This window comes from Dactylosporangium sp. NPDC049742, from assembly GCF_040674675.1.
Taxonomy (GTDB): domain Bacteria; phylum Actinomycetota; class Actinomycetes; order Mycobacteriales; family Micromonosporaceae; genus Dactylosporangium; species Dactylosporangium maewongense.
Map to the genome: position 1 here is coordinate 21,031 of NZ_JBFANF010000065.1, position 14,515 is coordinate 35,545.

The window sequence follows — 14,515 nt, forward strand, 5'->3', positions numbered from 1 at the left end:
GTCAGGCGTCTCCCCCGGTGGTGTCGGTCGGGCGGACCAGCAGGCCGTCGAGCAGGACGGCGACCACGCCGTCGGCGTCGAGCTCGCCGGGCTCGGCCAGCTCCGGCCGGACCGACGCGATCACGAGCAGCACGAGCATGCCGGCGGTGGTGGCGGGGCTGCGCCGCAGCAGCGCCCGGTCGGGCTCGATGAGGGCCTCGACCGCCTCGGTCAGCACCCGGCGGCCCTCCATCAGCTGCTCGACCTGGCGTCGCCCGGTCTCCATCGGCAGCGTCCGGGCGACCATCATGAGCTGGACATTGGACTCGAACCGGCGCAGCAGGACCGCCGCCGCGTCGCGCATGCGCTTGCGCAGCGGTGCCTGCCGGTCGATCGCGTCGAGGTCGCGCAGCACCGTCTCCTGGTCGAAGGCGGTGCCGAGCGCGGCGAGGATCAGCGACGCCTTGTCGGGGAAGACGCCGAAGATGGTGCCTTCGGCGACGCCCGCGGCCTCGGCGATCTGCTTCGTGGTGACCGCCGCCCCGTGGGTGCGCAGCAGCGGGATGGTCGCGGCGACGATCGCCGCCCGCCGCTCGTCCGGCGACAGCGCTGGGACGCGCCGGCGTCGGGCTCGGACAGGCTGCTGGTTCACGACGGCCACCTTACTGAGCGAGCACTCACTCGGACAAGCGAATAATGCTGTGAGCGGAAAAAGCGGAAAAGCGGAAAGCGAAAAGACGAGAACGGAAACCCGAGTACGACGAGAACCACACCCTAACCACAACCACCGACAGTTCCGGCGGACAGCTACCGCATGGCAACCGGCCGTGATCGCGGCGGACACCCCGGCGTCCCGACCCTGATGGAGCACAACCGAGCCTGGGAGACGAGATGACGACACATGCTCACGACGAGGAGGCCCGCCTCGCCGCGCTGCACAGTTACGGCGTCCTCGACGGCCCCCGCCCCGCGGCCCTCGACGAGCTGACCCGCCTCGCGTCGTCGATCTTCGACACGCCGATGTCCTCGGTCTCGCTCATCGACCGGGACCGGCAGTGGTTCGCCGGCAGCACCGGCCTCGCCGACGCCGAGACGCCCCGCGACGTCTCGTTCTGCGCGCACACCCTGCCCGAGCGGCGGCAGCTCGTCGTGCCCGACGCCCGGCTCGACCCGCACTTCCGCACGTACCCCAACGTCACCGGCGACCCGCACATCCGCTTCTACGCGGGCTCCCCGCTCGTCGACGAGGACGGCCACGCCCTTGGCGCCCTGTGCGTCATCGACGACCGGCCCGGCGACCTCGGCCCCCGCCAGCGCGAGGCCCTGGACACCCTCGCCGCGCAGGCCGTCGGGCACCTGTCGCTGCTGCGCAACCGGCTCCTGCTCGCCGAGCTCGGCGACGAGCTGGCCCGCGCCACGCAGCGCGAGGAGGACCTGATCGCGACGGTCTCGCACGAGCTGCGCACCCCGGTCGCGGCGATCCAGGGGTACCTGGAGCTGCTCGCGGAGGAGGAGCAGCTCGCCGCGTACGCCCGCCTCGTGGAGCCGATCCAGCGCAACGGCGAGCGGCTCGTCCGCATGGTCGACCACCTGCTGACCGGCACCCGCCCCGCGCACGCCCTGACCGAGCTGCACCGCACCCGGGTCGACCTGGCCCTGGTCGTCGAGGCTGCCTGGCGGGCCTGCCGCAGCCTCGCCGAGCAGCGCGGGGTGACCTTGTCGGTGGTTCCTTCGCCGGTACGGGTGGACGTCCGCGCCGACGTGACCCAGCTGACGCATGCGGTGCAGCAGCTGGTGCGCAACGCGGTGCTTTTCACCCCCGCGGGCGGCGACGTCACCGTCGCGGTGGCCGGCGGCCCGGCGCCGACCGTCGAGGTCGCGGACACCGGCGTCGGCGTCCCGGCCGACGAGCTGCCCTACGTCTTCCAGCGCTTCTACCGCGGCCGCCACGCCCGCCAGCAGGCCGTCCCCGGCGTCGGGCTGGGCCTGCACATCGCCCGCCAGGCCGCCACCGCGCACGGCGGCACCGTCACGCTCAGCTCGGCCGGCACGGGCACCACCGCGAGGCTGTCGATCACGGCGTGACGGCCGCGGTGGAACTTTCAAGCGAAAGCCGAAGTCCCGCCGTACCTGAGACGTCGATGCTTGCCAATGGCGGGAGGCCGTGGGAACACTGCGCTCACCTCATGTGAGGAGGAGCACATTGCGCCCAGTGTGGAGCGTCTTGGCGGCCCTCGCCGTCGGCGCTGTCGCGGTCCTCGTGGTGCCCGCCCCGGCGAGCGCCCACGGTGTCGCGATGGTGCCCGGCAGCCGCACCTATCTGTGCTACGTGGACGGCCTGAAGGCCACCGGCCAGATCATCCCGTCCAACCCCGCCTGCGCCGACGCCGTCGCGCAGGGCGGTCAGCAGCCGCTGTACGACTGGTTCGGCGTGCTGCGCTCAGACGCCGGCGGCCGCACCACCGGCTTCATCCCCGACGGCCAGATCTGCGGTGCGGGCACGACGAAGTACGCCGCGTACAACGCCGCCCGGACCGACTGGCCCACCACCCACCTGACCGCCGGCGCCACGATCCAGATGCGGTACAGCAACTGGGCCGCGCACCCCGGCACGTTCCACCTGTACGTCACCCGCAACGGCTGGAGCCCCACCACCCCCCTGGCATGGGGTGACCTGGAGCCGTTCTGGAGCGCGACCGACCCGCCGCAGTCCGGCCCGCCCGGCGCGCTGAACTACTACTCGTTCAACGCGACGCTGCCGTCGGGCAAGACCGGCAAGCACATGCTGTTCATCCAGTGGGTCCGCTCGGACAGCCAGGAGAACTTCTTCAGCTGCTCCGACATCGTCTTCGACGGCGGCAACGGCGAGGTGACCGGCATCGGCGGCGCGCCGTCGTCGCCCTCACCCTCGGTCTCCCCGTCGAGGAGCACGTCACCGTCGGCGTCCACCTCCCCGTCCAGGAGCACGTCACCGTCCAGGAGCACGTCCCCGTCGCGGTCGAACTCGCCGTCCACGGGCACGGGCGCCTGCACCGCCACCTGGAGCATCGTCCCCAGTTCGTGGGCCGGGCACTTCCAGGCCGAGGTCACCGTCCGCAACAACGGGAGCGGCAGCCTCAACGGATGGACGGTGCGCTGGTCGTACACCGGCGGACAAGGCTTCGAGGGATCGCCGTGGAACGGCACACTCGTCGCACAGCCCCCGAACCCGGCCGTCAGCAACGTCGACTGGAACAGGGTCCTCGCCGCCGGCGCGACCACGTCGTTCGGCTTCAACGCCACCGGCACCGCACCGGCGACCGCCCCGGCCCTGAGCTGCACCAGCCCATGATCAAGTCACCCCTGTTGCGGCTGCTGACCGGTGTGGTGGCGGTGGCGTTGGTACTGGCAGGCCTCGTCATCGCCACCACCCGGAGCTCCAAGCCGGACGCGCCGGCGGAGAAGGAGACGGTGCACACCGTCACCGGCGCGCACGACGGCCGGCAGACGGCAACGCTGGAGGTGGTCACCGGCGCGGAGTCGGTGATCATCCACAGCGAGCCGATGGACGGTTACCTGTACCGCGCCTCGACCCTGCCCGGCAGCCGCGTCGAACCCGCCGCGGCCGTCGACGGCGAGGTCGTCCGGCTCAGCCTGAACGGCACGGAGGTCGCGGGCCAGGCGACGGTCCACGTGTACCTGAACTCGACCGTCCGCTGGACGCTCAAGCTCGCCGGCGGCGGCCTGCGGCAGGTCGTGGACTTCGGCTCCGGGCGGCTCGCCGCCGTCGACGTGGTCGCCGGCGTGCAGGAGCTCGACGTCACCGTCCCGAAACCGGAGGGCGAGCTGCCGATCCGGGTCGGCGGCGTCGGCAAGCTCCTCGTCCACGCCCCGGCGGGACCGCCGGCGCAGCTGACGCTCGGCCAGACCAGCACCGTGGGCAAGGCGACCCTGGACGCCTCGGCCAAGCAGAACCTGGCCGGCGGCGCCGTCATCGCCCTGCCCGGCTGGCAGCAGGCCGCCGACCGCTACGCCCTGCACGTCGACGGCGGCGCCGCCGAGGTCCTCCTCGACCGCCGCTGAGCAGCACCGCCGCACGACCGGTGGAGGCGCGGGCCCAACCCCGCGCCTTCACCGTGGCTCGTCGGCCACCGCCAGCTGCCGGCGGAACTCGGCGAACTCCGGGAACGGGAAGCGGCTGTGGCAGTCGTTGCGGATGGAGTAGCCCGCGTACTCGCCGCTGAGCAGCCAGCCGCGTTCGCCGTCCCACCGCCACGCGTAGTCGTCCTCCGGCACGGCCTGCATCAGCTGCGCGGCCATCCGCGCCGCTTCGTCGCCGTGGAACAGGCCGAGCCGCTCGAACGCGCCGGCGACGGCCGCGCGACGCTCCTCGAGCAGCGCCGTCTCGTCGGAGCCGTGACCGACCCAGCGGGCCAGCAGCAGCAGGCCCACGTCGGGCGGGAGCGGGTGCGGCCCCGCCGCGGCACGCATCCGGGCCACGACCGCCTCCAGCTCGCTCCACCGCAGGCAGAACGGGTGCCAGCGGGCCTGATCCCAGTGACCAAGCTCGATCAAGACGCCCGGCACGCCGTCGTCCTCGTCGTCGTCCCAGTCCTCGTCCTCGTCGTCCTCGTCCGACTCGTCCGACTCGTCGTCGTCCTTCTGCAGGTACAGAACATGCAGAGCCAGCTCGAAGTTCAGCTCGAGCCCGAGCCACCAGCCGTCCCGGGCCGGCAGGACGATCCGGGCCGAGGACAGGTCGTCGTCGTCCTCGTCGTCATCGGGGTCGACGCCGTTGAGCCGCCGCGCCAGCCGCTCCCCGGCGTCGACGAAGTCGAACTCGTCGGTCCGGTCGAACGCGTAACAGCGCCAGAACCCCGGGTCCCGGATCGCGGCGGCCAACGCGTGCCCAGCCAGCTCCATGTGGCGAACAGTATCGACCGGACGCACGCGGGAAGATTCTCCGGGGCGCGTGTCGATCGGCGGGTGGGCCCGTTCGACCTTGGGGTGAGAGGGTCGGGACGCGACCCCCAGAAGGCGAGGAGCACGGCGATGGCGAAGTACATGCTGATCCTGCGGGCCACCGACCAGGCGATGGCGAAGGCGGCGGACATCCCGTTCGAGGAGATCCTGGACATGATGGGCCGGTACAACGACGAGCTGATCCGGGCCGGGGTCCTGGTCGCCGCCGAGGGGCTCGACGACGCGGGCCAGGGCGTGGTGGTGGAGTTCGCCGGCGAGACGCCCGTGGTCACCGACGGGCCGTACGGGGAGACCAAGGAGCTGTTCGGCGGCTTCTACATCCTCGACGTCGCCTCGAAGGAGGAGGCCGTCGAGTGGGCGCGGCGCCTGCCGGGCGGCCCGGGCACCAAGGTCGAGGTGCGGCGGGTGTCGGACATCGACGACTTCCCGCAGGACAACGAGTGGATCGCCAAGGAGCGGGCGTGGCGCGAGCGGACCGGGCAGCTGTGACCCCCATGGACCCAGCGGACCCCGACGGCCCGCCGAGCACCGAGACGGCGCGGCGGGCCGTCGAGACCGTGTGGCGGATCGAGTCGGCGCGGATCGTGGCGGCGCTCAGCCGGTACACCGGCGACTTCGGCCTCGCCGAGGACGTCGCGCAGGAAGCGGTGGCGGAGGCGCTCGTCAGCTGGTCCCGCGACGGCACGCCGGACAACCCCGTCGGGTGGCTGCTGGCGACCGCGCGGCGGCGCGCCATCGACAGCTTCCGGCGCAGGTCGGCGCGGGACGAGCGGTACGCCGCCATCGCCGGCCAGCTCGGCGAGGGCGAGGCCGCCGCCGGGGCGCTGGCGCCGCAGCAGCAGGACGACCTGCCGTGGGACCCGGACCGCATCGACGACGACATCCTCGCGCTGATGTTCGTGGCCTGCCATCCCGTGCTCGCGGCGGAGGCCAGGGTCGCCCTGACGCTGCGCACCGTCGGCGGCCTGTCCAGCGAGGAGATCGCCCGGGCGTTCCTGGTGCCGGTGCCGACGGTACAGGCGAGGATCACCCGGGCGAAGAAGACGATCGCGGCGGCGAAGGTGCCGTTCGAGCTGCCGCCCGCGCAGGACCGCAGGCAGCGGCTCGGCGGGGTCCTCAGCGTCCTCTACGTGATCTTCACCGAGGGTTCGACGGCGACCGCCGGCGACAACCTGCTGCGCCCCGACCTCGCGTACGAGGCGATCCGCCTGACCCGGATGCTGGCCGCGGTGCTGCCCGGCGAGCCCGAGGTGCACGGGCTGCTCGCGCTGTGCGAGCTGACCGCGGCCCGCTTCCCGGCGCGCACCGGCCCGGACGGCGAGGCGGTGCTCCTGGAGGACCAGGACCGGCGGCTGTGGGACCGGTCCGCGATCCGGCGGGGGATCGCGGCGTTCACGGCCGCGTCGAAGACGGGGCTCGGCCCGTACGGGCTGCAGGCCGGCATCGCCGCGTGCCACGCCGCCGCGCCGTCGGTGGAGGAGACCGACTGGGAGCGCATCGTGCTGCTCTACGAGGCGCTCGGCCGGATCGCGCCGTCGCCGGTCGTCGAGCTCAACCGGGCCGTCGCCGTCGCGATGGCGAGCGGGCCGCTGCGGGGGCTCGCGATCGTTGACGAGCTGGTCGCGGCCGACCGGCTGCCCGGCTCGCACCTGCTGCCCGGGGTCCGCGGCGAGCTGCTGCGGCGGCTCGGGCGCACCAGGGAGGCGCGGACGGAGCTGGAGCGTGCCGCCCGCCTGTGCACCAACGCCCGCGAACGGGCGGTCCTGCTGCGCAAGGCGGAGGCGCTGCCGTAGGTCAGGCGTCACCGGCCCGCCGGGAATAGCCTCGTCGGGGCCGTATTCCCGGCCCGGGCGCCTGCTGCGTCACGCTGCGCCGGAGGCCGCGGCGCTTCTACGCTCGGCGACATGAACATCGCATTGACCGGTGGGACCGGGTACATCGGATCCGTGGTGCTGGAGCAGCTCGTCGCGGCGGGTCACGCCGTCACGGCACTGGTGCGCAGCGACGAGGCGGCCGAGAAGGTGCGCAAGGCCGGGGCGGAGGCCGCCGTCGGGGACCTGTACGACACCGCGTGGACGGCGCGGCTGTTCGCGGCCGCCGACGGCGTGGTGCACACCGCGGCGCCCGGCGACGGCAGCAGCGAGCAGTTCGACCGGGCGGTCGTCGAGGCGGCGGTCGAGGCGCTCGCCGGGACCGGGAAGCCCTACGTGCACACCAGCGGTGTGTGGCTGTACGGCAGCAACGACGCCATCACCGAGGACTCGCCGTTCGCGCCGCCGGCGCTGACCGCGTGGCGGCCCGCGGTGGAGCGGTCGGTGCTCGACGCGGACCTGGTGGCCACGATCGTCACGCCTGGCGTCGTGTACGGCCACGGCGGCGGCATCCCCGCCGGCGTGCTCGCGCCCGGCGACGGCAAGGTCCGGCTGGTCGGCGACGGCTCGCAGCACTGGACGACCGTGCACGTCGAGGACGTGGCCGCGCTGTACGTCACCGTCGTCGAGCGCGGCGAGCGCCTCGGCCACGTGCTCGGGGTGTCCGGCGCCAGCCCGACCGTCCGCGAGATCGCCGAGGCCACCGGCGCCGAGGTGGTGCCGGAGACCGTCGAGGAGTCCCGGGCCAGGCTCGGCGCCCTCTTCGCCGACGCGCTGCTGCTGGACCAGCGGGCCACCGGCGCGAAGGCCCGCTCGCTCGGCTGGTCCCCGACCCGCCCGACCCTGCTGGAGGAGATCCGGGGCTAGGCGACGCAGAACTCGTTGCCCTCCGGGTCGAGCATGACGATGTGGCCGAGCCGGTCGCCGTAGCGCTCCTCGCGCACCAGCGTGGTGCCCGCGGCGACCAGCTCGGCGGCAGCCCAGGGTCCAGTGGGTCATGCGGCCACGGTACCGACGAAGCCGCCGCTAACGACGATGGCGGGGCGGGACGCCGAAGAGGGGCATCCGCCACAGCGGCAGGTCGGTGAACGACTCGCCCGACAGGGTCAGCGTGCGGCGCAGGCTGAGCCGGATCAGGTGGTGCGCGACGTAGAGCAGCCACGCCGCCAGCGGCAGCTCGACCAGCAGCGCGGTGCCGAGGCTGACCCAGTGGTCGGGGCCCGCCGCCGTCATCAGGTCGAACCACGCGTCGCACACCAGCAGGGTCGCGCTGACGACCGCGGTCAGCAGGAGGACCTGGCGGCGCCGCGCCGCCGCCCACGCGGTGACGGCGAGGGCGGCGGCGAGCACCAGGTCGAAGCCGACCCAGGTGGCGCGCCAGTGGCCGGCGAGGTACCGCGGCGGCAACGTCCACGCGAGCACCGCCACCCACGGGATCAGGAACAGGGCGGCGGTGACGACCACGACGAGGAACCGGCGCCGGTTCCGCTCACCCGCACGCGGTGCGGGGATGAGGACGGCCAGGCGCCGGGCCAGGTCGGCCCGCTCGGACGGGGACATCCGAGCGAGCGCGTCGTCGGTGATCGGCACTCAGCGGCCGCGCTGCGCCCGGTAGCGGTTGACCAGGGCGGCGGTCGAGGAGTCCAGCGCGGACGTGTCGCCGGCCTCGGCGGTGAGCGCCGGCTCGATCCGCTTGGCGAGGACCTTGCCGAGCTCCACGCCCCACTGGTCGAACGAGTCGATGTCCCAGATCGCGCCCTGGACGAAGACCTTGTGCTCGTAGAGGGCGATGAGCTGCCCGAGCACCGACGGGGTGAGCTTGTCGGCGAGGATCGTCGTGGTGGGGCGGTCACCGCGGAACGTGCGGTGCGGCACCTCCTCGGCGGGCACCCCCTCGGCCGCGACCTCCTCCGACGTCTTGCCGAACGCCAGGGCCTGCCCCTGCGCGAACAGGTTGGCCATCAGCAGGTCGTGCTGGTCGGCGAAGACGCCGAGGCCGGGCGCGGGCTGGGCGAAGCCGATGAGGTCGGCCGGGATGAGCATCGTGCCCTGGTGGATCAGCTGGTAGTAGGCGTGCTGGCCGTTGGTGCCGGGGGTGCCCCAGACGACCGGGCCGGTCTGCCAGTCGACCGGGCGGCCGTCGTGGTCGACGTACTTGCCGTTGGACTCCATGTCCAGCTGCTGCAGGTACGCGGTGAACCGGGACAGGTAGTGGCTGTAGGGGAGCACCGCGTGCGTCTGGGCGTCGTGGAAGTTGCGGTACCAGATGCCGAGCAGCCCGAGCAGCAGCGGCGCGTTCTGCTCCGGCGGGGCGGTCCGGAAGTGCTCGTCCATCGCGTGGAACCCGTCGAGCATCTCCCGGAAGCCGTCCGGCCCGAGCGCGATCATCAGCGAGAGGCCGATCGCGCTGTCGTACGAGTAACGCCCGCCGACCCAGTCCCAGAACTCGAACATGTTGGTCGTGTCGATACCGAACTTCGCGACCTCGCCGGCGTTGGTCGACACGGCGACGAAGTGCTTCGCGACCGCGGCGTCGTCGCCGAACGCGTCGAGGATCCACTGGCGGGCGGCGGTCGCGTTGGTGATCGTCTCGATCGTCGTGAACGTCTTCGACGACACGATGAACAGCGTCTTCGCCGGGTCCGCGGCGCGGACCGCCTCGTAGAGGTCGGCGCCGTCGACGTTGGAGACGAAGTGCATCTCCAGCCCCCGGTCGGTGTAGCCGCGCAGCACCTCGTAGGCCATCGCGGGGCCGAGGTCGGAGCCGCCGATGCCGATGTTGACGATGGTGGTGATCCGCTCGCCGGTGAAGCCGGTCCACTCGCCGGAGCGGATCCGGTCGGCGAACGCGGCCATCCGGTCCAGCACGGCGTGCACCTTCGGCACGACGTTCTCGCCGTCGACCTCGACGACCGCGTCGCGCGGCGCGCGGAGCGCGGTGTGCAGCACCGCCCGGTGCTCGGTGAAGTTGATCTTGTCGCCGTGGAACATGGCGTCGCGCAGCTGGGCGACCCCGCGCGCGGCGGCGAGGTCGCGCAGCAGGCCGAGGGTCTCGCCGGTGACCAGGTGCTTGCCGTAGTCGAGGTAGAGGTCGCCGACCTGCAGGGAGTACTTCGTCCCGCGCTCCGGGTCTTCGGCGAACAGGTCCCGCAGGTGCACCTCACCAAGCTCGGCGCGGTGTTTCGCCAGCGCGGCCCATTCGGGCAGTTGGTTGAGTCGGCCCTGAGACATCAAGCACTCCTTCAGCGAGGTCACACTCTCACAGGGATTGTGCCCCGTTCGGGTGCGTCTCGTCCTCCGTGCGCAGATCTTGCGGTTGGTCCCGCCCGCTGACCAGTGCCTCCTCCGGTTCGCCGGCGTTCGCCCGTACATCTGCCGAAACCGCCTGACGTCGGCGCAGGCCCAGCACGACGGCCCCGGCGGTCGCCACCGCGACCACGATGCCGACCGTGGCCGTCGGCACCTCGAACAGTTTCAGCGCGCTCGCGATGAGCACGATGACCAGCGCGGCGCGGACCACGCCGGCGGGCGCCCGGGACGACAGGCGGGCGCCGATGAGCACGCCGGGGATCGAGCCGATGAGGACCGCGGCGGCGAGGTCGAGCTTCAGGTCGCCGAAGATCGCGTGGCCGAGGGCGGCCGCGGCGACGAGGGGGATGGCCTGGACGAGGTCGGTGCCGACCAGGTCGTTCGGGCGCAGCATGGGGTACAGCGCGAGCAGGATGACGATGATCAGTGAGCCGGAGCCGACGGAGGTCATCCCGACCACGAGCCCGCCGACGGCGCCGAGCAGGGCCGTGGGGACCGGCTTGACCTTCAGCGGCACATCCGACTTTTCGCTTTTTCCGCTTTTGTACGACTTAAGGAGCAGTCCGACGACGGCCAGCAAGAGTGCGATGCCGAGCGCGACGCGGACGATGTCCTGGACCTGCTCGCCGTCGCCCAGCGCGCGCATGAGGAGGACCCCGGCGAACGCCGACGGCACGCTGCCCAGGCACAGCCAGCGCACGAGCGACCAGTTGACGGTGCCGCGGCGGGCGTGCACCCAGCCGCCGAACGGCTTCATCACCGCGCTCGCGGCCAGGTCGCTGGAGACCGCGGCCAGGGGAGGGATGCCGAAGAACAGCACCAGGATGGGGGTCATCAGCGCGCCGCCGCCCATGCCGGTCAGTCCGACGACGATGCCGACGCCGAGTCCCGCCAGGGCCATCACAGGATCCACCGGCGAATTGTGCACTATCTCGGTCGTCTTTGTCGGTACGAAACGGGGCTGCGGCGGCGGATGTCACGTCGATAGCGTGTGGCGATGCAGGTTGGCACCCAGGTCCGGCTGGTGTTCTGGTCGGTGGCGGCGGCTTCGGCGCTGCTCGCCGTCGATGCCGCCGTCACGGCGGTCGTGACGCGCGACCTCGCCGAACTCCACACCGTGCTCATGTCGCCCCGGTCGCTCCGGCAGGTCGAGGCCGACTACCACAACAACCTGGTGGTCGCCTCGGTCGGCGCGGTCGTCCTGGGCGCGCTGCTGTTCTTCGTGCGGCGGCGCACCCCCAAGATCAGGGCAATCCTCTGGGTCCTGGGCCCGCTGCTGGCCCTCGCCCTGCTGTGCGGCCTGGTCGGCGGCCCCGAGTGGGCGGTCGCCCCGACGGGTGACGAGCCGGAGCTGCTGCGCCAGGAGTACGCCCGCGCCGTGCCGGAGTGGTACCTGTGGGTGCACGGCGTGGCGGGCCTCGTCGCGGCCGGCCTGCTGTTCTTCGTCGCCGGCTTCCTGGTCCGCACCGACCTGCGCGAGTACTACCTGGAAGGCCAGGGCACGGGGGACAGCTACCGCTCCTGGATCGACCGGACCTCGGCGTGAAGCGGATCCCGGGCGACCTGTCGTTCGTCGTGCGGCGCGGCACCGGGCGGTGGACCGTGCTGATCGGCGGCATCTCCGCGGCGGCCTGGGCCCTGCTGATGATCCTGGTGTCGGCCGGCCTGCTGGCGGGTGACTCGCCCGACCGGACCAACGGCGACGCCGTCGCGGTCGTGGCCATCGGGCTGTGCGCCCTGGTGGTCTTCGGCGCGCTGGCCGTCGCCGCCGTGCGGATCGCGGTGTCCGGCGGTCCGGTGCTCGCGCTCGACTCCGTCGGCCTGTGGGTCCGCAACTCGCGCGGGCCCTGGGGCACGCCGGTCTGGATCCCGTGGGCGGGGGTCTCGCGGCTGACCCGGGCCCGCCGGCTGACCGTCCTCACCACCGACGGGGTCAGCTATTCCGTGCCGCTGCGGTTCAACGACCGGACCCCGGCGGAGATCGTCGGCGCGGTGGGCCGGTTCAGCGGGCGGCCGGTCCTGGAGGCGTGACCCGCGTCCCTGGACTGCGTCCCGGGGGTGGTCGTGCTTCACTGAACGGGACGCGGGTCCACCTCGCCGTTCCCGGCGTCGTGTCGTGCTTCTGCGGTCGGCCGTTTGCCGTGGTGTCGTCGTCGCCGGTTTCGTTTCCGTGGTGTGGTCGTCTTTTCCGTGGTGTCGTCGTCGCTGGTTGCGGCGCGTCGGGCGCCACATCCGGCGAGGGTGCCACGGAAATGTCAGACCCTGCGGCTACGCTCGCGGGCAGCAGCGCACCAGGATCATTGGAGAGCATCGAGTTGACCGCACAACCCGAGACCTTGTACGGGGCTGACGACCTCACGCTCCTCGAAGGGCTGGACGCTGTCCGCAAGCGGCCCGGCATGTACATCGGCTCGACCGACAGCCGCGGCGTCGCTCACCTGTTCAACGAGATCGTCGACAACTCCACCGACGAGGGCATCGCCGGCCACGCGACCCGCGTCGAGGTGACCCTGCACGCCGACGGTTCCGTCCAGGTCGACGACGACGGCCGCGGCATCCCCGTCGGCGTCCACGCGAAGTCGGGCATGTCCGGCGTCGAGCTCGTGCTGACCCGGCTGCACGCCGGCGGCAAGTTCGGCGGCTCCGGCTACAAGACCTCCGGCGGCCTGCACGGCGTCGGTGCCTCCGCGGTCAACGCGCTGTCGCACCGCTTCGACGTCACCGTGCGCCACAGCGGCAAGGTCCACCACATGGCCTTCCAGCACGGCGTCCCCGGTGACTTCGACGGCGCCGGCCCGAGCGCGTCGTTCACCCGCCGCTCCGGGCTCAATGTCACGGGGCGGATGAAGCGGGGCCAGTCCACCGGCACCTCGATCCGCTACTGGCACGACGCGCGCTACTTCGAGACCGGCGCCGCGCTCGACGTCGAGGCGGTCCGCGCCAAGCTGCGCAACACGGCCTTCCTCGTCCCCGGCGTGACCTATGTGCTCAAGGACGCCACCGGCGGGCAGATCTCGACGGAGACGTATCACTACCCCAACGGGCTCGCCGACATGGTGGAGTTCCTCGCGCCGTCCGGCGACCGCGCCGTGTGCGGGCTGCTGCACATCACCGGCGAGGGCACCTACAAGGAGAATGCCGCCGACGAGAACGGCGTCATGAAGGCCAATGTCGAGCGCCGCGCCGAGGTCGAGATCGCGCTGCGCTGGGGCACCGGCTATGAGCGGGTCGTGGAGTCGTTCACCAACACGATCCGCAACGTGCACGGCGGCACGCACCGGCGCGGCTTCGAGCGCGGCGCGCTGCGGGCCCTCAGCGACGCGATCCGCAACACCCGCGGACTGCTGCGGCCGAAGGAGGACCTGCCGACCCTCGACGACGTGCTCGAAGGCATGACGGCGGTCATCCACGTGCGGATCCCCGAGCCGCAGTTCACGTCGCAGACCAAGGACGAGCTGTCCACCGCGCCGGTGACCCGGGTCGTGCAGGGGATCGTCGAGCAGCACATCAAGGCGTGGGTCGAGGCGCGCAAGACCAAGGTCGAGGCCCGCACCGTCCTGCAGAAGATCGTCGACGCGGCGCGGGTCCGCCTGACCCAGAAGCAGCAGAAGGACGCCGCCCGGCGCAAGACCGCCCTTGAGGGCGCGTCGATGCCGGCGAAGCTCGTCGACTGCCGCTCCACCGGCGTGCAGCGCAGCGAGCTGTTCATCGTCGAGGGCGACAGCGCCCTCGGCACCGCGCGCATGGCCCGCTCCTCGGAGTATCAGGCGCTGCTGCCGATCCGCGGCAAGATCCTCAACGTGCAGAAGGCCAACATCCAGCAGGTACTGGACAACGCCGAGTGCTCCGCGATCGTGCAGGTCCTCGGTGCCGGCTCCGGCCGCACGTTCGACCTGGAGTCGATGCGGTACGGGCGAATTCTGATCATGGCCGACGCCGACGTCGACGGCTCGCACATCCGCACCCTGCTCATCACGCTGTTCGCCAAGTACATGCGGCCCGCCATCGCCGACGGCCGGCTCTACGCCGCCGTCCCGCCCCTGCACAAGATCGTCACCAAGGGGCGCAACCCGGAGACGATCTACACGTACACGCAGCAGGAGATGGTCAGCACGGTCAGCCGCCTCGAGAAGGCCGGCAAGCAGGTCGTCACGCCGATCCCGCGGTTCAAGGGTCTCGGCGAGATGGACGCCGACGAGCTGTGGGACACCACGATGAACCCGGCGACCAGGGCCGTGCGGCGCATCACCCTCGACGACATCGAGAAGGCCGAGGAGGTCCTCGAGCTGCTCATGGGTGAGCGGGTCGAGCCCCGGCGAAACTGGCTGATCGACGCCGCGCCGCGGGTCGACCAAGAGAACATCGACGCCTGAGTCAGGAAGGGTAGTCCGGCG

The 14,515-nt window shown here is 72.2% G+C and carries 15 protein-coding genes; 9 read left to right on the forward strand and 6 right to left on the reverse strand.

The features are described 5' to 3' along the window. Position 1: 1 nt before the first annotated feature. Positions 2 to 631: a helix-turn-helix domain-containing protein gene (locus AB0J72_RS47395; protein ID WP_363412330.1), complete on the reverse strand. Its 630-nt coding sequence runs from the start codon at positions 629 to 631 to the stop codon at positions 2 to 4. Positions 632 to 870: 239 nt separating this feature from the next. On the opposite strand from AB0J72_RS47395, the gene AB0J72_RS47400 reads away from it, so the two are divergent. The 3 genes from AB0J72_RS47400 (at position 871) to AB0J72_RS47410 (ending at position 4,041) form a co-directional block, all read left to right on the forward strand. Continuing rightward, on the forward strand, positions 871 to 2,064 hold the full coding sequence (locus AB0J72_RS47400; RefSeq protein WP_363412332.1) for a GAF domain-containing sensor histidine kinase: 1,194 nt from the start codon (positions 871 to 873) through the stop codon (positions 2,062 to 2,064). Between the two features lie 127 nt (positions 2,065 to 2,191). After that, complete coding sequence (locus tag AB0J72_RS47405; RefSeq protein WP_363412334.1) at positions 2,192 to 3,310, forward strand: lytic polysaccharide monooxygenase; 1,119 nt, start codon at positions 2,192 to 2,194, stop codon at positions 3,308 to 3,310. Next, positions 3,307 to 4,041 carry a hypothetical protein gene (locus tag AB0J72_RS47410; RefSeq protein WP_363412336.1) on the forward strand — a complete coding sequence of 245 codons (735 nt, stop codon included), beginning with the start codon at positions 3,307 to 3,309 and terminating at the stop codon, positions 4,039 to 4,041. The genes AB0J72_RS47405 and AB0J72_RS47410 overlap by 4 nt, the downstream gene beginning before the upstream one ends. Before the next feature lie 48 nt (positions 4,042 to 4,089). Here AB0J72_RS47410 and AB0J72_RS47415 read toward each other — a convergent pair whose 3' ends face one another. After that, positions 4,090 to 4,881: a hypothetical protein gene (locus tag AB0J72_RS47415; RefSeq protein WP_363412338.1), complete on the reverse strand. Its 792-nt coding sequence runs from the start codon at positions 4,879 to 4,881 to the stop codon at positions 4,090 to 4,092. A gap of 129 nt (positions 4,882 to 5,010) precedes the next feature. Here AB0J72_RS47415 and AB0J72_RS47420 point away from each other — a divergent pair, with 129 nt between their 5' ends. The 3 genes from AB0J72_RS47420 (at position 5,011) to AB0J72_RS47430 (ending at position 7,679) form a co-directional block, all read left to right on the forward strand. After that, positions 5,011 to 5,430 (forward strand): YciI family protein, encoded by a 420-nt coding sequence (locus AB0J72_RS47420; protein WP_363412340.1) that lies wholly within the window; start codon positions 5,011 to 5,013, stop codon positions 5,428 to 5,430. Positions 5,431 to 5,435: 5 nt separating this feature from the next. Next, positions 5,436 to 6,734, forward strand: a complete 1,299-nt coding sequence (locus tag AB0J72_RS47425; protein WP_363412342.1) for an RNA polymerase sigma factor — start codon at positions 5,436 to 5,438, stop codon at positions 6,732 to 6,734. A gap of 111 nt (positions 6,735 to 6,845) precedes the next feature. Further along, positions 6,846 to 7,679, forward strand: coding sequence for an NAD-dependent epimerase/dehydratase family protein (locus AB0J72_RS47430; RefSeq protein WP_363412344.1), 834 nt, complete (start codon positions 6,846 to 6,848; stop codon positions 7,677 to 7,679). Here AB0J72_RS47430 and AB0J72_RS47435 read toward each other — a convergent pair. The 4 genes from AB0J72_RS47435 to AB0J72_RS47450 are packed head-to-tail and all read right to left on the reverse strand — an operon-like array spanning position 7,676 to position 11,034. Beyond that, the gene (locus tag AB0J72_RS47435; RefSeq protein ID WP_363412431.1) at positions 7,676 to 7,780 is read right to left on the reverse strand and encodes a VOC family protein; all 105 of its coding nucleotides are present in this window, start codon (positions 7,778 to 7,780) and stop codon (positions 7,676 to 7,678) included. The genes AB0J72_RS47430 and AB0J72_RS47435 overlap by 4 nt on opposite strands. Before the next feature lie 58 nt (positions 7,781 to 7,838). Continuing rightward, a complete protein-coding gene (locus AB0J72_RS47440; RefSeq protein ID WP_363412346.1) occupies positions 7,839 to 8,372 on the reverse strand; it encodes a hypothetical protein in 534 nt (177 codons plus the stop codon). 30 nt (positions 8,373 to 8,402) lie between these two features. Continuing rightward, a complete protein-coding gene (gene pgi / locus AB0J72_RS47445; RefSeq protein ID WP_363412348.1) occupies positions 8,403 to 10,043 on the reverse strand; it encodes a glucose-6-phosphate isomerase in 1,641 nt (546 codons plus the stop codon). Positions 10,044 to 10,071: 28 nt separating this feature from the next. Further along, positions 10,072 to 11,034 carry a sulfite exporter TauE/SafE family protein gene (locus AB0J72_RS47450; RefSeq protein ID WP_363412350.1) on the reverse strand — a complete coding sequence of 321 codons (963 nt, stop codon included), beginning with the start codon at positions 11,032 to 11,034 and terminating at the stop codon, positions 10,072 to 10,074. A gap of 84 nt (positions 11,035 to 11,118) precedes the next feature. Between AB0J72_RS47450 and AB0J72_RS47455 the strand changes: the two genes are divergently transcribed. The 3 genes from AB0J72_RS47455 (at position 11,119) to AB0J72_RS47465 (ending at position 14,494) form a co-directional block, all read left to right on the forward strand. Then, entirely contained in the window at positions 11,119 to 11,667 is a 549-nt protein-coding gene (locus tag AB0J72_RS47455; RefSeq protein WP_363412352.1) for a hypothetical protein, read from the forward strand. Beyond that, entirely contained in the window at positions 11,664 to 12,152 is a 489-nt protein-coding gene (locus tag AB0J72_RS47460; protein WP_363412354.1) for a hypothetical protein, read from the forward strand. Before AB0J72_RS47455 ends, AB0J72_RS47460 begins: the two co-directional genes overlap by 4 nt. Before the next feature lie 221 nt (positions 12,153 to 12,373). After that, the gene (locus AB0J72_RS47465; RefSeq protein ID WP_363412356.1) at positions 12,374 to 14,494 is read left to right on the forward strand and encodes a DNA topoisomerase IV subunit B; all 2,121 of its coding nucleotides are present in this window, start codon (positions 12,374 to 12,376) and stop codon (positions 14,492 to 14,494) included. Positions 14,495 to 14,515: the final 21 nt, after the last annotated feature.